The 19,346-nt window shown below is 58.2% G+C and carries 16 protein-coding genes; 3 read left to right on the top strand and 13 right to left on the bottom strand.

What is annotated here, in order from left to right; all coding sequences use genetic code 11:
* Positions 1-76 precede the first annotated feature (76 nt).
* A complete protein-coding gene (locus tag KI792_04135) occupies positions 77-829 on the top strand; it encodes an SDR family oxidoreductase (GenBank protein ID MBV6632208.1) in 753 nt (250 codons plus the stop codon).
* Here KI792_04135 and der read toward each other — a convergent pair.
* Genes der through KI792_04120 form a run of 3 tightly spaced genes read right to left on the bottom strand, consistent with a single transcriptional unit; the run spans position 826 to position 4,397 of the window.
* Positions 826-2,325, bottom strand: a complete 1,500-nt coding sequence (der, locus tag KI792_04130; protein ID MBV6632207.1) for a ribosome biogenesis GTPase Der — start codon at positions 2,323-2,325, stop codon at positions 826-828. The genes KI792_04135 and der overlap by 4 nt on opposite strands.
* Before the next feature lie 26 nt (positions 2,326-2,351).
* Positions 2,352-3,710, bottom strand: coding sequence for a PQQ-binding-like beta-propeller repeat protein (locus KI792_04125; GenBank protein ID MBV6632206.1), 1,359 nt, complete (start codon positions 3,708-3,710; stop codon positions 2,352-2,354).
* Between the two features lie 21 nt (positions 3,711-3,731).
* On the bottom strand, positions 3,732-4,397 hold the full coding sequence (locus KI792_04120; protein ID MBV6632205.1) for a hypothetical protein: 666 nt from the start codon (positions 4,395-4,397) through the stop codon (positions 3,732-3,734).
* Between the two features lie 262 nt (positions 4,398-4,659).
* On the opposite strand from KI792_04120, the gene KI792_04115 reads away from it, so the two are divergent.
* Positions 4,660-5,013: a DUF2794 domain-containing protein gene (locus KI792_04115; protein ID MBV6632204.1), complete on the top strand. Its 354-nt coding sequence runs from the start codon at positions 4,660-4,662 to the stop codon at positions 5,011-5,013.
* 22 nt (positions 5,014-5,035) lie between these two features.
* Here KI792_04115 and KI792_04110 read toward each other — a convergent pair whose 3' ends face one another.
* The 5 genes from KI792_04110 to KI792_04090 form a co-directional block, all read right to left on the bottom strand.
* Positions 5,036-6,514, bottom strand: coding sequence for an NADP-dependent isocitrate dehydrogenase (locus tag KI792_04110; GenBank protein ID MBV6632203.1), 1,479 nt, complete (start codon positions 6,512-6,514; stop codon positions 5,036-5,038).
* A gap of 158 nt (positions 6,515-6,672) precedes the next feature.
* On the bottom strand, positions 6,673-8,067 hold the full coding sequence (locus KI792_04105) for a hypothetical protein (GenBank protein ID MBV6632202.1): 1,395 nt from the start codon (positions 8,065-8,067) through the stop codon (positions 6,673-6,675).
* A gap of 26 nt (positions 8,068-8,093) precedes the next feature.
* On the bottom strand, positions 8,094-9,560 hold the full coding sequence (locus KI792_04100) for a hypothetical protein (GenBank protein ID MBV6632201.1): 1,467 nt from the start codon (positions 9,558-9,560) through the stop codon (positions 8,094-8,096).
* A gap of 159 nt (positions 9,561-9,719) precedes the next feature.
* Complete coding sequence (locus KI792_04095; GenBank protein MBV6632200.1) at positions 9,720-11,156, bottom strand: hypothetical protein; 1,437 nt, start codon at positions 11,154-11,156, stop codon at positions 9,720-9,722.
* A gap of 78 nt (positions 11,157-11,234) precedes the next feature.
* Complete coding sequence (locus KI792_04090) at positions 11,235-12,422, bottom strand: VWA domain-containing protein (protein MBV6632199.1); 1,188 nt, start codon at positions 12,420-12,422, stop codon at positions 11,235-11,237.
* Positions 12,423-12,615: 193 nt separating this feature from the next.
* On the opposite strand from KI792_04090, the gene KI792_04085 reads away from it, so the two are divergent.
* The gene (locus KI792_04085) at positions 12,616-13,290 is read left to right on the top strand and encodes an OmpW family protein (GenBank protein MBV6632198.1); all 675 of its coding nucleotides are present in this window, start codon (positions 12,616-12,618) and stop codon (positions 13,288-13,290) included.
* Positions 13,291-13,350: 60 nt separating this feature from the next.
* Here KI792_04085 and KI792_04080 read toward each other — a convergent pair whose 3' ends face one another.
* From KI792_04080 to recA, 5 genes are all read right to left on the bottom strand, one after another.
* On the bottom strand, positions 13,351-13,656 hold the full coding sequence (locus KI792_04080; GenBank protein ID MBV6632197.1) for an NIPSNAP family protein: 306 nt from the start codon (positions 13,654-13,656) through the stop codon (positions 13,351-13,353).
* Between the two features lie 5 nt (positions 13,657-13,661).
* The gene (locus KI792_04075; GenBank protein MBV6632196.1) at positions 13,662-14,507 is read right to left on the bottom strand and encodes a MoxR family ATPase; all 846 of its coding nucleotides are present in this window, start codon (positions 14,505-14,507) and stop codon (positions 13,662-13,664) included.
* A gap of 9 nt (positions 14,508-14,516) precedes the next feature.
* Positions 14,517-15,311: an ion transporter gene (locus KI792_04070; protein MBV6632195.1), complete on the bottom strand. Its 795-nt coding sequence runs from the start codon at positions 15,309-15,311 to the stop codon at positions 14,517-14,519.
* 81 nt (positions 15,312-15,392) lie between these two features.
* Complete coding sequence (alaS, locus tag KI792_04065) at positions 15,393-18,074, bottom strand: alanine--tRNA ligase (GenBank protein ID MBV6632194.1); 2,682 nt, start codon at positions 18,072-18,074, stop codon at positions 15,393-15,395.
* Positions 18,075-18,242: 168 nt separating this feature from the next.
* Positions 18,243-19,346, bottom strand: a complete 1,104-nt coding sequence (recA, locus tag KI792_04060; protein MBV6632193.1) for a recombinase RecA — start codon at positions 19,344-19,346, stop codon at positions 18,243-18,245.

Genomic DNA, 19,346 nt, shown 5'->3' with positions numbered 1-19,346 from the left:
CACCGCGCTTTCCCCTTGTGCCACGACACTTAAGCTGCCACCACAGGCGGCCAATACACGCTTGCGTTGATTTCCCATGCCCTCAGACACAACCGCACCAACAGACCAGCCCATCTGCCTGATTACCGGCGCCTCTCGCGGCCTGGGCAATGCCCTCGCCCATGGCTTTGCCAAGGCTGGTTATCACATCATCGCGGTTGCCCGCACCGTCGGTGCCTTGGAAGCGTTGGACGATGAGTTAAAGGCAGCAGCGGCAGAGCAAGGGGGCGCTGAGGCAGCCAAAAAGGCGGGCGCCACCCTGGTGCCATTGGATATCCGCGATGGTGATGCCATCGACCGCCTCGGCGGCGCGCTACACCAGCGCTTTGGCAAACTGGATGTGGTGATCAGTAACGCCGCCACGATGGAAGTGTTGAGCCCGGTCGCACAGAGTGCCCCCAAACCGTTTGAGGATGCCTGGCGGACCAATTGCCAAGGCCCCTATCGCCTAATTCGCAGCCTGGACCCTTTGCTTCGTCAGTCGGCGCGTGGTGGCTGCTTTATCGGCGTTACCTGCGCCTCTGCGATTGAGCGCAAGCCCTTCTGGGGCACCTATGGCGCCAGTAAAGCCGCGTTTGAGGCGATGGTGTTGTCCTATGCCGCGGAATTGGCCGATGACCCGCTTCGGGTAAACCTGGTCGATCCTGGCCCTATGGCAACCCGCCTTCGCACCCTCGCCTTCCCTGGCGAGAAGGAGGGCGCACAGCCAGACCCAGCAACCAAGGTCGATGCGTTTATCGAGTTGGCATCAGCCGACGATAAGCGGCACGGCGAGCGGATCGTGCTCTAACGCTTTTTCTTGAGGTGTTCATAGGGGTTATCCGTCTTGCGCAGGGAAATGCGCATTGGAATGCCCCCCAGATCGAATGTCTCCCGCAGCCCATTCATCAGATAGCGGCGGTAGCTTTCAGGCAGTTCCTTCGGCCGCGAACACCAGACCGCAAAATGCGGTGGCCGGGCCTTAATCTGGGTCATGTAGCGCAGGCGGATACTACGCGCCTGAACGGCTGGCGGTGGGTGTGCACTGACCATACCGTCGAGCCAACGGTTCAGCTTGCCGGTTGAGATACGGGTATTCCAGCGGCGATAGACGTCCAGCACGGCATCCATCAGCTTTGGCAAGCCACGACCACGCAAGCCTGAGATGGTGACCAGAGGCACACCGGTTACCTGTGTCAGCGAGGTTTGCAGCCGATCCTCAAAACCACGAAGGGTCATCGCGCGGTCATCCACCGCGTCCCATTTGTTCACGCCGATCACCAGGGCGCGCCCCTCATCCACTACGCGGCGAGCAATGGTTAGGTCCTGCTTGTCGAACCCTTCATTGGCGTCGATTAGCAGCAGCACCACCTGCGCCATCTCAAGGCTATCGATGGTGTTGGCATTGGCAATCTGCTCAAGCCGGTTTTTGACCTTGGCACGCCGCCGAAGGCCAGCCGTGTCGACAAGCTTAAAGCGCCAGCCCTCATGCTCCCAATCACTCGCAATAGCGTCACGCGTAATGCCGGGCTCTGGGCCGGTCAGCATCCGCTCTTGGCCAAGCAAGGTGTTCACCAGGGTGGATTTACCGGCATTCGGACGGCCGACGATGGCGAGTTGGATAGGCCGCTCCTTCAGCGCCTCATCATCGATATCATCCTCGGCCTCATCATCTTCATCGAAGATGAAGTTACCCTCATCCATGCCTTCTGGCAGTTCGTCATCATCACTGTCTGGCGCGTCGAGCTCATCTTCAACATCAGCCCAGCCATCGATCTCGGCCTCAGCCTCGGCAGCCTGTTCGGCCTCTTCCTCAGCCGCATAAGGCTCAAGCGCATCATAGAGGACGTTCAGTCCCTGCCCGTGTTCGGCCGATAGGCGGATTGGGTCACCAAGCCCCAACTGATAGGCGCCGTAATAGCCATCATCCCCTGCCCGGCCCTCGGCCTTATTGGCCACCAGGATCACCGGCAGCTTCTGACGCCGTAGCTTGTTGGCAAAGAAGCTGTCCAACGGCGTGATGCCAGCGCGGGCATCGACCAGGAACAGGACCACATCCGCCTCGCCCAAAGCCTCTTCGGTCTTCTGTCGCATCCGACCTTCGAGCGCCTCATCAGGCTCATCCTCAAGGCCGGCAGTGTCTAGGACATCGAACTCCAGCGGCCCAATACGGCCATGGCCACGGCGCCAGTCACGGGTCAGGCCTGGTGTGTCATGGACCAGCGCAATGCGCTTGCCCACCAGACGGTTGAACAGGGTCGACTTGCCGACATTCGGCCGGCCCACAAGGGCGACGGTGAAGCTCATCGCTTAAATGCCGCTCCTAAAGGCGATCAACGGAAGGCTGAGAGCGTGCCGCCCTCATCCAGAACTAAGAGGGTGTTGTCGACGACCAGCGGATCGATCAGTACATCGCCAGGCAGATCGATCGTGTCGACCAGGGCGCCATCCGAGGGCTCCAGAACCAGCATCTCGCCATCGCTACCGGCGATCAGCACCTTGCCACCGGCAAGGAGTGGGCTGGTCCAGATTATCGGATCCTCGCGATCCTCTTCATCCTCAAAACGTGGCAGCTGAGTTACCCAGCGAATACGGCCATCACTACGGCGGAGGGCCATCAGCTCGTTATCATTACTAATCAGCAGGACGAAATCGCCCGCAATCACCGGTGTCGTCGTGCCACCAATCGTGCGCTGCCAAACCCGGATGCCGCTACGGACATTCAGGGCCAGCAGGCGGTTTGCATGACTGAGCGCGATGACGGTGCCGTCACTGATCACTGGCAAGGCGCGGATATCGGCCATACTGGCCATCATGCCCAAACGCCGGATTGCCGCCAGGCTGTCCTGCCAAACTGAGGCCCCATTCTCTGGCCGCAGCCCATGCAACTCCCCGGAAGAGTATCCAACGACAAGCACTTCGCCATCGGTTGCCGGGCTCGCAGTGCCAAGCAGGCCTGCCGCCTCAACCAGACCGCTATGGTCCCACACCACCGTGCCGGTGGCGGCATCGAGGGCAATCAGCTTGTTGTCGACGGTGACCACATAGACAAAGCCGCGGGAGACCGTTGGGGCGGCCCTAGAAGGCGCACTCATTCGTTGGCGCCAAAGTTCGGTGCCGCTATCGGCATCAAAGGCCGCCAGGGTGGCATAGCCAGTGGTGACAAAAACCTTGCCCTCAGCCACGGCAACGCCGCCGCTGAGCACATCCTCATCCTCATCATCAAGCCGGGTTTCAATCGACCAGATGCGGTCACCATCATCGATAGAGATTGCGGTTAGCGTTGCCTCGGCATCGAGGGCGTAAATCCGGCCATTGGCAGCGACAGGCTGTGCCACAAGGCGGCGACCGCCGCTTGAGCCAGAGCCAATATCCAGGCTCCAATCCCGCTCTAGCCCCTCCAGATCAAGGGCCAGATGCCCCATATTATGATCCGGGTAACCACCAGCTTGCGGCCAATCGGAATTACGAAACGGCGTGCCAACGGTGATGTCCGCTGAGGCTAGCTCCGGATCAGGCTCAAGCTGCTGTTCGAGCTGTAGAACCGATAGGCGCTCACCGGGCAGTGGCGGCGGCGGATCATCTTCAAAGAAGTCGCCAACCGTGTCGCACCCAGCAGCCAATAGCGGCAGGCAGATAACGAGACTGCGGCAGAGGATGCCAAGCTTGTCGGGGATCGGGCGGGAGGTCATAGAGATACAGCGTTCGGTGAATTAGCTAGCGCTTGGGTCTTCGTCAGGCGTGCCGAAAATTTCCTGCCAGCGGAAAACCCGTGCACGCAGGCCGACCGGCAGACCATCGGTAATCGCCAACTCAGCGAAGATGCGGCGGGCCTGGTCGATATCCCCCTGACGAACATGGAGGAGTGCGGTCAGCTCCTGCGCCGACCAGCGCCAGGTCACATCGGGCATGGTCAGCGGCTGCAGCTCACGGATCAGCTCCCCTGCCGGGTCAGTATCAAGGCGAAGCAGAATATCGAATAACAGCGCCAAATCCTGAAGCTCTGGGGCCAGGTCACCATTGGTTGCCAGGCCCTGGTAATGGCCACGGGCGGCCTCAACATCGCCTTGGCGTGCCAGCTCAGCAGCGAGGTGGAACTCACCAATCGCGCCAATGGCACCGTGTTGTTCCTCAACATAACCGGTCAGCGCATCGATATTCAGATCGATTGGCCGCTGTTCATCGCCAAGGATCGAAATCAGCTCAGCCGTCGCTACGGCCCGTCGCTCCATCTCCTGCTTATTCAGGAATACACCAATGGCGACCAGAGCCACGATAGCCACGGCGGCCACCAGCAGTTTTGGTCCATAGCGAACCATCCATTCACGCGCGCGATCCTGGCGAAGTTCCTGGTCGATTTCTCTTAAGAGGTCACTCATCTAACGGGCCATCTATCGGTCATGTCAGTGGTTGCGCCGTCGGCGTCATTAACCGGCGGTCAGGCAATCACCGAGATCATCAAGGGTGATCATTAAACTTGGCGGTTGATATAGCGTCCTTCGGCCCCGATCACAAAGGGCAGTTGCCCGTTAGGCCGCAATTGCGCACCATAATGTTGGTGCTTGGGTTACCCAGCTGGCCAATTACCCCAATCGGGCATGGCCAAGACCTGGTTAATCCATGCCGGCGTAAGGAGCGAGAATGACCCATCTGATCCGGCTCTCAGACTACCGAAACCGCACAAGGCGCGGTAATTCCAAGGTTTTTTTCAACCGAGCCGAACTCTCCCAGCTGCTTGGCCTATACAGTGAATTCGTCGCCCGTGGTGATTGGCGAGACTATGCCATCGACCATCTGCCGGATGCGGCCATGTTCTCAATTTTCCGCCATGCGCACGAATCACCCCTGCTGACCGTGGTGAAAACCCCAGATCAGAAGCGTAAGCGAACCGGTTATTTGCTGTTCCAGGGTGAAAAACGGCTGCTGAAGGCACAAAGCCTAGGCGAGATCTTGGAGAAACTGCGCTCCAGACCCCGCCTCGTTAAAGAGCTTTGATGCCAGCAATACAGCTCAAGGCTTACGTGCCCTGCGCTGCTGAGTAGCCCGGCTTCCCGTCGAAATCGTACAGATGCTCGGTCTTGATGAAGTCGAGCCCTGCCTCATTCAACCGGCCAAGCAGGCTGATCACGTCGGTATGCTTCACCGCTGAGCTCTCCTTGGCGATGAAACGGCAGCGCCAGTGATCAGCACAGAACGTCTCAGGCAGCCCATCGGGCCAAACCTTGGTGCCGCGGTTTGAAATCACCTGCAGGTTCAGGGCATTACCCACAACCGGCATGAGTTTCGCGGCCAAATCATCTGGCGAGATATCCGGATGATCAAGGAAGACATCAACACCGACTAGCGTCTTCACCGAACGCTGTGGCACCGTCATCCGAACACCAGATTGGTTCCGATCAGTATTCTTCGGTGAATAGCTAACCGGCGGCAGCTGATCCGGGCGTGAACCGAGAAGCTCAATCACGGCCTCGGTGAACTCTTTCGTCGTACAGCGCTGCTTTGAGTGCTTACGGTCAAAGATATCGCCAGTATGGAAGCCCTGCTCAATCGCGGAGAGCCAGCCGTTGTGGATGGTCTCAGCCACCTTTGGCTGGCCCACATGGGTCAACATCATGACCGAGGCCAGAAGCAGCCCAGACGGGTTGGCGATCCCCTTGCCCGCGATTGGTGGGGCAGAGCCGTGGATTGCCTCAAACATCGCGGATTGGTCACCAATATTGGCGGAACCAGCTAGGCCAACAGACCCGGTGATCTGCGCAGCAATATCTGAGATGATATCGCCGTAGAGGTTGAGGGTGACGATCACGTCGAACATCTCTGGCGTATCGGCAATTCGCGCCGCGCCGATATCAACGATTAGGTGGTCCGCCTCAATATCCGGATAATCCGCTGCGACCTCATCAAACACCTTATGGAAGATGCCGTCGGTCAGCTTCATGATGTTGTCTTTAACGAAGGCAGTCACCTTCTTGCGATGGTTTGTGCGTGCATATTCAAAGGCATAGCGCACGATCCTCTCACACCCTGGACGTGAGATAAGCTTCAGACACTGATACACATCATCGGTCTGGCGGTGCTCAATCCCGGCATAGAGGTCTTCCTCATTCTCCCGGATAATCACCACATCCATATCCGGATGTCGGGTGGTCACAAAGGGATGGTAGGCAACGCAGGGGCGGACATTTGAGTATAGGCCCAAGCCCTTACGGATCGTCACATTCAGGGACTTAAAACCACCGCCTTGGGGCGTGGTGATCGGTGCCTTCAAGAACACCTTATTCTCGCGCAGGATGTCCCAGCTCTCCGGTGCGATGCCGGCGCTATGTCCCTTATGGAACATGCTCTCGCCGATCTCGATTTCGGTGATGTCTAGGTTAGCGCCAGCGGCATCCAATACCGCGAGGGTCGACTCCATAATCTCGGGGCCGATGCCATCACCGCGGGCAACAGTAATGGCGGCTGGCTTATTGCCAGCGTCAGTGGAGTTCCCGTTCATTTCAGGTCCTCATGTCAGTGTTGATCGGCCCGTCCGATAAACCTCAAGCGTGTTCATCAGCACAAAGCCACGTAACCCGCTTCCTGTAGCACAGACAGCGAGGGGCATTCTAGTTGACGGAAGTATCAAAAGGGTTGAGGCGCGACCTAATCACCACGTTAGTACAGCCCGAACCCGCCACTTGGATCGAAACCGGACAGCCCAGGATCGCTACCTGGGTCGCTAACACTTACATCCGGCGCGCTGAAATCGGGTGCTGAGATGCCGGAGATGTGGCTACCGATATTGAGATCACCGATGTCGACACCCTGGCCCGAGAAATCATCCTTGGAAACGCCCAGCAGGCCCGCGCCGCGCCCCTGCTCATAAGCCGACATGCCGACCAGCACAGCGGTGGCCATGGTGAGGTACATCATCGGCGTGATGGGATTAGACGAGCGATCCGCCCCTGCCCCGCGATCTGGCACAACCTCAAACTTGTAATCCCGAACCGCGACATGAAGGTCAGAGGCCTGGCGGGCTGCGGCGCGAAGCCTGGACGCCATATTCTCAAAGCCACGCGACAGGTCGTGACTGCTGTAACTTCGAACGGTTCCACGCTTGCCCGATAGCTGCCGCCTCTGGTCATCAACACGGCGCTTGCCTGTCTCAACAGCAGTGATGCCGCTCGTGAGTTGATCAATCATTTGATCCATCGCCTCGGCACGGACGGCGTTCTCCAGCAGATCATCAAGACGCCCGTCGCTAATCGGATCGGCAGCTAGCTTTTCGATGAAGCCGGCACTCTTGGCTTCCCGCTGTATCCAATGGCGAAGATTGCCCCGGATATCATCATCTGTTGTCAGCTCGTTGCGCCCCTGACTGGCCTGAAACTCAAGCCGAAGGTTATCACCGGCGGTTTCTAGCTGGGCCTTCTCCAAGACCGCATCATTGTATGCCTCAACGTGTTTCATCGGGGTGTAGTAAAGCCCCGCACGCTTAGCCGCACGACGATACTCAGCCAGTCCCTGCCGAGCGGTGGCGTAGTTCGGGTCGTTCATCCAACGCCCAAGGCTGAACCGCTCATACTCTTTAATCGTTTCAGCGCAGATCGTTTTGCCACCAGCTGAGATCAAACGGCGATTAGCGACCTCAATAGGTTCGACCACCTTTGCCAGTGCCTCAACACGCCGCTCGGCCGCCGCCTGTGCGCGGCGGTTATCTCGCATGTCAGACTCTACCCGGTAATACTCCCGCCCCTTATCGTGGGTTGAGACGGCATCATAGGCCGTCTGGGCGCGGGCTTGGCCTCGCCGCTGATTACTAAGACGTTTGACCGGGTCAAAGGCATTGCCGCGCTTATCCGGCAGCCCAGCGAAGGGCTTTAAGCTGCCCGGCTCAAGCGCGCTCAGGTGACGATCCAGAAGGTCATTCAGTACGGCCATGATCGGCGCACGTTGGGCCTCTGCCTCCCGGGTTATTGTGAGGCGGTGATGACCGAGATCATTTTTGAGCGCCCCATAGTCCCGGGACAATCGATCAAGGTCACTGCGGACCATGGAGACGGTAGCCATAGCTACGAACCCTGCCGTATCGGGGCCTAGAAGCCCATCCCGCCACCGCCAGCATCAAAGGTCGAGGTTGGAATGCTGACATCAATTGACGGCACGCTGACATCGACACTGGGTGTGCTGACATCAACACTGCCAACACCACTGCCGATATCGACATGGAAGTCGCCAGCATCAACACCGGTGAGGTTGAAGTCGGCAATATCGACACCGGCTTCAGCGATGGTGCCCTCAAGACCGCTTAAATCAGGCTTGAGGTCGGTAAGATCGATACCCGCCTGGCTGGCCACATCCTCGCCAATGCTCAACTGCTGCGCAGCGAGGGCTGGGTCACTGTCATTCGAGGACAGGATGACCACCATCAGGGCCGCATACATCATCGTGGTGTCGGGGCCATTATCGATGCGGTGATTGCCGATCCCTTCGCGAATGCGGCTGGCATTCTTAGCCCGGACGCCCTGATAGCCGAGTTGGCCAGTGACCTTGTAGGCAATATCTTCAACGTCCACCCGGACGTTACGGCTTCGGGCGCGACCGAGCTTGCGCAGTGGATCAGACAGCTTCTTCCGGGTCGCCTGAATGCCATCCATCTGGCTACCGATATCGACAGCGATGGTTTCAAGCGCATCGGCCTTCACCGAACCAGCCAGGGTTTCGGTAACACCTGACTTGGGGAAGGTGCCGGCAATCTGCTCGGCATACTTCGTGTCATGGGCGCGTTGGCCGATGGCTTCGCGCAGCTTCTCTGCGATCTGATCTTCACCCAGCATGCGCCCTCGCAAGGTCGCCGCATCAAGCTCTAGCTGCAACTTCTCAACCGCGCTATTAGCGCGGGTGGCACCGGCGCTTAACTCACCATGCAGCTCCACATCCCGGAACGGGTTGCCGCTGGCGGTTGGCGTATCGCTCTTCGGCGCTTGGTCGAACAACTCTTTATGCTCAGCAATCGCCTTGCGGACCGCTCGATAAGATGGATCCGAGACATAGCGCCAACGCTGTTTGCCAGCGTAGTCATCCTCGGTATCGGGACCGATCAATGGTTTGCCATCGGCTTCCAGCTTCTTGTTCATGTCGAGCAATGGCTGGGTAATCTTCTCGTTACGCGTCAGCAGGCCGTTGGCGGCCTTGGCATGGGCCTGTGCCTCATCGCGCTCGGCTGTAATGGTCGCTAGATCGCGACCACGGTCATGGGCCTTTAGCTCCTCATAACCGGCAGTTGCCTCAGCAATATCGGTACGGATCGACGTGACCAGGCCAGGCAGATCAAGTGCTGGCTGATCATCAGAGGCCGGTGCATTGAAGCTGGTCAGATCCGGGCTGTTCGGTGCGGTGATGCGGGCGGCGGCCAATTTGCGAATGGCGGCAACGGTTGGTGCGCGCTGTTCTTTGGCGGCCTCAAGGGTGGCCGTCTGTTCCGCGCCCATATCTTCCAGCACCTTGTCCTGGGCGGCGATAAGGGCTTCGAATTTGGCTTTTACTTCGCTTCCACGGGGCATGGTCGAGGGTTCCTCAAATAACAACAGGCGGGGGGCTGCGCCGGAACGACCTCAAGGGGCTGATCAGCGATGGGGAGAGCCGCGTTGGGGCGAAGCAACCTTGATGTCAGTTAGTCACCACGGCGCGATGAAAACACCAATGGCCGGGATGGCTAAACCTTAGGGATATCTGCGCGTTTTTGGCCGCAGCTGATCCGGCGCCAAATGGGTTGGGCGTTCCGGCAGCGCATCGGTGGTTTGATCCTCAAGCACCGCGCGCATCTGCGCCTCATCGAGGTCATAGCCCATATTGCCCATAACACCGGCGATTAGGGGCGCCGGAATAGGCGTTTCTGCACTGGCGCCCGGGATATCAAACTGGTCGAGTTGTCTGGCCGTTAACACAGGATCAACACGCGGGTCGGCAGCCAGTTTCTCAGCGATCATCACCTTGTTCTCGGCAATGGTTGGGCCCGCAGGCCCATCGATGTCTGAGAGGATTCTTAAGATACCAGCCGCGTTGGCCATCAAGGCGGTGTCATGCACCTGATAGCCAATCATGGTGCGGTTGCGTTCATTCATATCCCGGAATGGGCGAACCTCACCGCGCACCCGGCCAAGCCCACTTTCAGCAAAGGCCAGATCCTGCGCATTCACCGAATGATCGAACATCGTCCGTGACAGGTTATCCAAGGCGGCGGCCTTCACCTGGCTTAGCACCGCATCGGCGAGTGCGGGGTCACCAGTTCGAACAGCCAGCGCCTCAAGCGCTAGCGGATCACGGAACCGCTCAACACCCTGGGCGATCACCTTCTCATCCACCTGACCCATGGACTGGGACAGGGTGCGCAGCTCAGCAATACGAAGTGGTTGGGCAAAGGTTGCCAGCTTGGCCTCGGCCTTCCCAATCAGCCGATCTGCTGCCTCAAGCCCGGCTAGGTTATCGCCAATCCCTTTACGAATGCGCGGCACGGAATTGGGGCGATCAGGGTGTACTCCCAATTGGATGTCCCGAAACGGTGGCAGCCGCCGTTCAGCCAGGATGATGTTTTTATGGACCTCAGTCATCGCCGCGCGCACAGCGCGATAGGTCTTGTCGGTGGCTAGCCGGAATGGATTAGCGATGCCGCCATAGCGGCTTTTGAATGAAGCTGCCGTGAGCGGTGTCTCACCTTGTTCCACCAACTGCTCATTAAGCTTGATCAGCGGCTTAAACAGCCTCGCGATATCAGCCTTGAAAGCCTCCGCCCCGTCACGGGTCCGCTGCCACAGGCGGACAGGCCGCTCAGCGCGCTCAAGCGGTATGCCGGTATCGACCTCGCGGAGGCGTTCAAACTGTTCCTGAGCAGAGGTGACCTCCGCCGCGAACTGTGCTCGCGCCGTCTCGATATCGAAGGCAGGTGCGGTTGGGGAGCCAGCTACGGAGAAGCTGTCCAGCGATGCCCCCTCACCCGCCATGGATCGACGGATTACCTTAGCAACCGTGTCATCAACAGCGTCATGAAGCGCCCGTTCAGCGCGGTTGCGCTCAGCACCTTGGACCATAAGTGACATGGCCAAACTGTGCTGCGTCTCACCAACAAAATGGTTGAGGCCCGGGCTGTTGAAGGGGGGCATGGGGAGAAGCCCTTTCAGGTGGCGGTAAACCGGATTGACGGCACCCTCGCACCTCTAAAAGAAAGAGCTGATGGAAAACTAACGACCCAGTACCCGCATTGCCTGATCAAGCCCATCAAGGGTCATGGGGTACATCCGATCCTCAAATATCTGGCGCACCAATGTGGTTGAGGTGGTGGTGCCCCAATACCGCTCTGGCGTTGGGTTTAACCAGATGGAATGGGGGAAAACCTCCCGCATTTGCTGAAGCCAGAAGCCGCCGGCAATCTCATTCCAATGCTCGACCGAGCCGCCGGGATGGGTAATTTCGTAGGGGCTCATCGCGGCATCGCCAACAAAGATCGCGCGGTAATCACTGCCATAGGTGTGCAGCACATCCATGGTGGGTATTACCTCGCTACGCCGCCTGGCATTGTCCTGCCATAACCGTTCATAGGGACAGTTATGGAAGTAGTAGTATTCCAGATGCTTGAACTCTGTTCGTGCGGCTGAAAACAGCTCCTCACAAATACGGATGAACGGGTCCATGGACCCACCAACATCAAAGAACAGCAGAACCTTGGCCGCGTTATGCCGCTCGGGCCGCATCTTGATGTCGAGCCATCCAGCATTCTCCGCCGTCGATTGCACGGTACCATCCAGGTCCAGCTCGGTTGGCGCACCAGTGCGAGCAAACTGGCGAAGGCGGCGCAAAGCCACTTTGATGTTACGGGTACCGAGTTCGATGCTGTCATCCAGGTTCTTAAACTCGCGTTTGTCCCAGACCTTCACCGCCCGCTTATGTCGGCTCTTATCTTGGCCGATGCGCACGCCCTCAGGATTGTAGCCATAGGCGCCAAAGGGGGATGTGCCGGCGGTGCCGATCCACTTGCTGCCCCCCTGGTGACGCTTCTCCTGCTCGGCCAGGCGCTCTTTCAGTGTTTCCATGAGCTTCTCAAAGCCACCCATGGCTTCGATCTCGGCCATTTCTTCCGGCGAAAGATGTTTCTCAGCCAGTTTGCGCAGCCACTCTTCCGGTAGGCTGGCAATGATCTCCTGCATCTCCTCAGCACTGGTCTCAATGCCCTTAAACTGCTCACCAAAGACTTGATCAAAGCGGTCGAGGAACCGCTCATCCTTCACTAGCGCTGAGCGGGACAGATAATAGAACTCATCCACTGAGAAGCGTGCCTCACCAGCGGCCAACGCCTCCATCAGCATGAGGTACTCTTTCAGGCTGACAGGCACCTTAGCGTCGCGCAGAGCTGAGAAGAATGACGGGAACATAAACGCGTTCGAACTCGCCTAAAGGGGTCGATAAGCCCCTGTTGCAATGAGATGCCGCCCCCAAGGGCGCGACTTAAAAATTGATCTAGATCAATGTTTTAGACCCCAGATCGGACTAGACAACCGCTGTTTGTTTCTTGCGCACCCTGAAATCAGGGCGGGCGCAGGACGTTGTCAAATATAGGGGAAGACAATGCGGTTCGTTAAGACAATCCCTGGCCTTGCCATCACTTTGGGTTTGGCCCTATCGGCTGTTGCCTATACCGGCGACGCTCGGGCCTCCGAGCCGTTTGTCGGTAAGCAGGCTGGCGACTTCATGATCCGTGCTCGCGGTATCCTGGTTGAGCCGGATGAAGATGCGAGCATCGATACAATCGGTGGCACCGTGGATATCGATGAGCAATTCGTGCCTGAAGTCGATTTCTCATACTTCATCACCGACCACATCGCGCTTGAGCTAATTGCGGCGGTGACCCCACATGATGTGACGGCCACCAATACCAGCCTCGGCAATGTGGATTTGGGTGACGTTCTGCTGCTGCCGCCGACCCTCACGCTGCAGTATCACATGCTGCCAGAAAAGCGGTTCAGCCCGTATGTGGGGGCAGGTGTTAACGCGACCTTCTTCATCGATGATGATGTGCCCTCAGGCGGTCCGGTGAACAGCATCGACTATGACCCAAGTGTTGGGTTCGCCCTGCAGGCCGGTGTCGATTACTTCATCACCGACAACATCCTGCTGAACTTTGATGTGAAGAAGGTCTTCATCAACACCGATGTGGATGTGAATACCGCCCTCGGCACCATCGGCGCCGATGTGGATATCGATCCATGGATCATCGGTGTGGGTGTTGGTTGGAAGTTCTGATCAACCACATCAGACAAAGACAGACGGGCCGAGGCGTCATCGCACCGGCCCGTTTTTCGTTTAAGCGTCTAGGGGCCGGAGGAACTGTCTATCATACCGACGGATACAGTCGGTCTCTTCTGCATATTTGAAAGCCGCCTGGCAGTCGGCATCCTGCATGCTTGCCTTCCGATATTCCTCATAGGCCGCGAGCGACGGGAACGAGAACAGGGCGACGGCTAGATCATTTGCACTCTGATGGGGCAGGAAATAGCCGTGGTGCTGGCCACCAAACTTTTCCACCAACGGAATCCAAAGCCGCGCGTAATGCTCAAACTCAGGGATTTTATTGGGGTTCAGCTCATATTGAATATAGCAGGTAATCATCGGGTCTAGCCCTGCTCACGCCGGTGTAGGAAGGCGAGACGCTCTAGCTGATGCACATCCTGCTCAGTCTTCAGCAACGCGCCGTAGAGCGGGGGCAGGACAGATTTAGCATCCGAAGACCGCAGCACCTCTGGATCGATTTCCTCAACCATCAGAAGCTTAATCCAATCCAACAATTCGGAGGTGGATGGCGGCTTCTTCAGGCCAGGCACCTCGCGCAGCTCATAGAAGGCGGTGAGCGCCTCTTTAAGCAGGCGGTCGCGCAGGTCCGGGAAATGCACCTCGACGATCTCGGCCATCGTCTCCGCATCCGGAAACTTGATGTAGTGGAAGAAGCAGCGGCGCAAGAATGCGTCGGGCAGCTCTTTCTCATTATTGGAGGTGATGAAGACGATTGGCCGATGCTTCGCCGTCACCGTCTGCTGCGTCTCATGGACATAGAATTCCATGCGATCCAGCTCTTGCAGCAGATCGTTGGGGAACTCGATATCCGCCTTATCAATCTCATCGATCAGTAGGACCGGGCGAACATCACTCTCAAGCGCTTCCCATAGCTTGCCACGCACGATGTAGTTGGCGATATCCTGAACCCGTTCATCACCCAGCTGGCCATCGCGGAGGCGGCGCACCGCGTCATACTCATAAAGGCCATGCTGGGCCTTGGTGGTGGATTTGATGTGCCACTCAATCATCGGCGCGCCGAGCGCCTTCGCCACCTCATGGGCCAGGACAGTTTTGCCTGTCCCCGGCTCCCCCTTGATCAATAGGGGCCGCTCCAGCGTGATCGCGGCATTGACTGCCACCTGCAGATCGTCGGTGGTGACGTAATCCTTCGTACCCTCAAAACGCATGGGGCCTACCTATTGGCTGCCGTTTGATTGCTCAAGCCGGTTCAGTTGATCGCGCAGGGCGCGGATTTCACGCAGGATTTCCTCTCGGTCATCATGAACGATGGCCTCGATCTCATGCTGCGCCTCATCCTGTTCAATCTGGATCGCACTGACCATCACGGCAATGAACAAGTTCAACATCGTGAAGGTGGCGAGCAGGATGAAGGGCACGAAGAACGCCCAGGCATAGGGGTGATTATCCATCACCGGGCGCACAATCTCATCCGACCACCCCTCAAGGGTCATGACCTGAAACAGGGTAAAGGCAGAGGTGGCGAGATTGCCGAAGAGCGGCGGGTTACTCTCACCAAACAGGTTGGTTGCCATAACCGCCGCGACATAGAAGAAGATCAGCATCAGGCCGAAAATCGAGGTCATGCCTGGGATTGCCGCCAACAGGCCCGCCACGACCCGACGCATGGACGGGATCGCGGAAATCAGGCGCAAAACCCGCAAAACCCGGAGCGCACGAAGCACAGAGAATGCGCCGCCATCGGGAATAAAGGCGATGCCGACGACAAAGGTGTCAAACAAGCTCCACGGATCACGGAAGAACCGGGAGCGATGGACATAAAGGCGGACGGTTAACTCAACCACAAACATCCAGAGAATGATGTGATCAATGAAGAGCAAGGTCGCGCCGATATCGGCCATGACACTCGGCACCGTCTCCATGCCAAGGATAATGGCGTTGATGATGATCAATGCGATCACCCCACGCTCCCAGAGCGGATGGCTGATCACCGCGCGCGCCTTAGCACGCAGCGGCGTGTCCATCCGATCCGCCTCAGACGCGTAGTACTTGTCCTCAAATAGGGGCATAGGAAGTAATAACCGGTGTGAACTTTAGGCTGCGGCTTCGCTGATCGCTTGCTCAACCGCGCTTAATGCAGCGTCCGCGGCGGCACCATCTGGGCCACCGGCCTGGGCCATGTCGGGACGACCACCGCCGCCCTTACCACCAACCGCGGCAGAGGCCGCACGGACCAGATCAACGGCGCTCACCTTGCCGGTCAGATCATCGGTAACACCGACAACGACCGAGGCCTTACCCTCACTGACCGCGACCAGCGCCACAACACCAGAGCCAAGCTTCTGCTTCATCTGATCCGCCAGCGGCTTGAGTTCCTTGGCTGGCAGATCGCTTAAGACCCGGCCCATATAGGCAATGCCCGCCACTTCCTTCGCCGCATCATCATTGGACGCGGCACCGGCACCACCTGCGGCGGCCAGCTGACGGCGAAGTTCGCTCACTTCCCGTTCTAGCTTCTTACGCTCATCCAAGAGTGACTTAACCCGCTCAGCGAGGTCGGCCGGTTGGGCCTTCACCGCCTCAGCGGCAGCGAGCAGATGCTTCTCTTGATCAATGGCAAGGTCGGTCGCCTCAGCGGCTGTTACGGCCTCAATCCGGCGCACACCAGCAGAGACGGCACTTTCCGCCACCACCCGCAGCGCACCGATATCGCCGGTCTGGGACACATGGGTGCCGCCGCAAAGCTCGATTGAGTATGGGCGGTTTGAGCCCTCCTCGCCCGCCCCCATGGAGACGACGCGAACCTCATCGCCGTATTTCTCACCGAATAGCGCCATGGCGCCAGTGTCCATCGCCTCATCAATCGACATAAGCCGGGTGCTAACCGCCGCATTCTCACGAATACGGGCATTCACCTCACGCTCAATGGCGACGAGCTCGTCAGCACTCACTGGCTTTGGATGCGAGATATCGAAGCGCAGCCGCTCAGGCGCTACGAGGGAACCCTTCTGGGCCACATGCTCACCCAGATGGCGGCGTAATGCCTCATGCAGCAGATGGGTAGCAGAGTGGTTGGCACGAATGCGGCTACGGCGCGTGGCATCGACATTCAGCTCAACGGCATCACCCTTGGACAGGGTGCCCGACTTAACAGTGACCGCATGGCAGAACAGATCGCCCAGCTTCTTCTGGGTATCGGTGACGTCCGCTTCACTTCCTTCACCGCTCATCACACCGGTGTCGCCGGTTTGACCGCCGCTCTCGCCATAGAATGGGGTTTGGTTGGTAACGACCCAGCCAGTATCACCGGTGGTAAGTTGCTCAACCTCTGCGCCATCCTTAATCAGGGCGCGGATCTCACCTTCAGCAGCTTCGGTGTCATAGCCGAGGAACTCGGTCGCTCCCTGCTGCTCACGCAGGCCAAACCAGATGGTCTCGGTCGCGGCATCGCCGGAACCGGCCCAGGCCTTACGGGCCTCAGCGCGCTGTGCTTCCATCGAGGCATTAAAGCCATCGGTGTCCACGGTCTTACCAACACCGCGCAGCACGTCCTGGGTCAGATCAAGCGGGAAGCCATAGGTGTCGTAAAGCTTGAACGCCACATCACCGGCGAGGACACCGCCATCACCCAGCTTGCCGCTCTCTTGATCCAGAAGGTGCAGGCCACGGGCTAGGGTCTTCTTGAACCGGCTTTCCTCAAGCTTCAGCGTCTCGGTGATCAGTGCCTCGGCGCGGCGTAGCTCTGGGAAGGCATCGCCCATCTGATTGGTCAGCGCCGTCACCAGCTTATAGATCACCGGCTCCTCAGCCCCCAGCAAATGGGCGTGGCGCATAGCGCGGCGCATGATCCGCCGCAGAACATAACCGCGCCCTTCATTGGAAGGCAGGACACCATCTGCAATCAGGAAGCTGGTCGCGCGTAGGTGGTCTGCGATCACCCGGTGCGACACGCTGCGATTCCCATCGGGATCCGTGTTGGTCGCATCGGCGGAGGCCTCAATCAGCGCCCGCATCAGGTCAATGTCGTAATTGTCGTGCTTGCCTTGGAGGACGGCGGCAATCCGCTCGAGCCCCATGCCAGTATCGATCGATGGCTTGGGCAGGTTGACCCGCTCTTCCTTGGTCACCTGCTCAAACTGCATGAAGACCAGGTTCCAAATCTCAATGAACCGATCACCATCCTCATCCGGGCTACCCGGAGGGCCACCGGGGATATGATCACCGTGATCAAAGAAGATTTCGGAACACGGACCGCAAGGGCCGGTATCGCCCATGGCCCAGAAATTATCTGAGGTTGGAATGCCGATAATCTTATCGGTGCTTAAGCCCGCGACCTTCTGCCAAAGGTCATAGGCCTCATCATCCTCCGAATAGACCGTGACCAGAAGCTTATCCTTTGGCAGGCCATAGTCCCGGGTGACGAGGTTCCAGGCGAACTCAATCGCGTTCTCCTTGAAGTAGTCACCGAAGGAGAAGTTACCCAGCATCTCAAAGAAGGTATGGTGACGGGCCGTGTAGCCGACATTCTCAAGATCGTTGTGCTTACCACCAGCGCGCACGCATTTCTGACTGGTGACCGCACGGCTGTAATCCCGGTGCTCAGCGCCCGTGAAGACATTCTTAAACTGCACCATGCCGGCATTGGTGAACATCAGCGTCGGATCATTGCGTGGCACCAGCGGACTAGAGTCCACGGGCTGGTGGCCTTCCGCTGCAAAGAAGTCCAGAAATTGCTGGCGGATGGCATTGGTGCTGCTGGCGGTTTTCTGGCTCATGGCGCGGGTCCGATTAGGGCGAATGATTTAGCAGTTTAGGCTCGTCGCAAGCGGGATTGGCGCGGCTGGCGCTAAAACGCATTGCGGCGCCGGTTTTACGCGGCGCCGCATATACTGTCTAGGCTTAGCCCGGCTTCAAGTTAGTCTTTTGGCCGGTCTTATTCGCTCTTACTCGGCGGCAACGCCACCATCGCTATCCTTACCATCAGCCTTATCATCATCATCTGGCTGCTCAAGGCCCATCATGGCATCGGCGACAAGGCCAGCATTCTGGCGGATCAGCGCCTCAATCTGATTGGCGATATCGACATTCTCTTTCAGGAAGCGACGGGCATTCTCACGCCCCTGTCCGATCCGCTGGTCCTTATAGGAGAACCAGGAGCCTGCCTTTTCGACCACACCGGCCTTAACACCGAGATCAAGAAGTTCACCGGTCTTGGAGATACCCTCGCCATACATGATGTCGAATTCGACCTGGCGGAATGGTGGGGCAAGCTTGTTCTTCACTACCTTAACCCGGGTCTGGTTACCCACGGTCTCATCACGATCCTTGATCGCACCGATACGGCGGATGTCCATCCGGACGGAGGAGTAGAACTTCAGCGCGTTACCGCCGGTGGTGGTCTCAGGAGAACCGAACATCACGCCGATCTTCAGGCGGATCTGGTTGATGAAGATCACCATGCATTTTGAGCGGGAGATTGAGCCAGTCAGTTTGCGCATCGCCTGGCTCATCAGGCGGGCCTGGAGACCTGGCTGGCTATCGCCCATCTCGCCTTCCAACTCGGCCCGTGGCACGAGGGCGGCGACACTATCGATAACCAGCATGTCGACTGCACCAGAACGAACCAGCGTGTCAGCAATCTCAAGCGCCTGCTCACCAGCATCAGGCTGGGAAATCAGCAGCTCATCAACATCACAACCCAGCTTACGGGCGTAAATGGGGTCCAGCGCGTGTTCCGCGTCGATGAAGGCAGCGGTGCCGCCACGCTTCTGACACTCGGCAACCGCGTGCAGCGATAGCGTGGTCTTACCAGAGCTTTCAGGCCCATAAATCTCAACCACCCTGCCCTTTGGCAGACCGCCAATGCCGAGAGCGATATCAAGGCCGAGTGACCCGGTGGGGATGGCCTCGATCTCAACCGCCTCGCGCTGCCCCAGCTTCATCAACGCGCCCTTACCATGGGCCCGTTCAATCTGAGACATCGCTGCTTCCAGCGCCTTTTGCTTATCCATATTATCCTGCTCAACAACGCGTAATGCTGATGACAT

The organism is Alphaproteobacteria bacterium SS10 (assembly GCA_019192455.1).
Lineage (GTDB): Bacteria > Pseudomonadota > Alphaproteobacteria > TMED2 > TMED2 > TMED2.
Note: the sequence above shows the minus strand (reverse complement) of the source record. Positions and strands in the feature narration are given on the sequence as shown.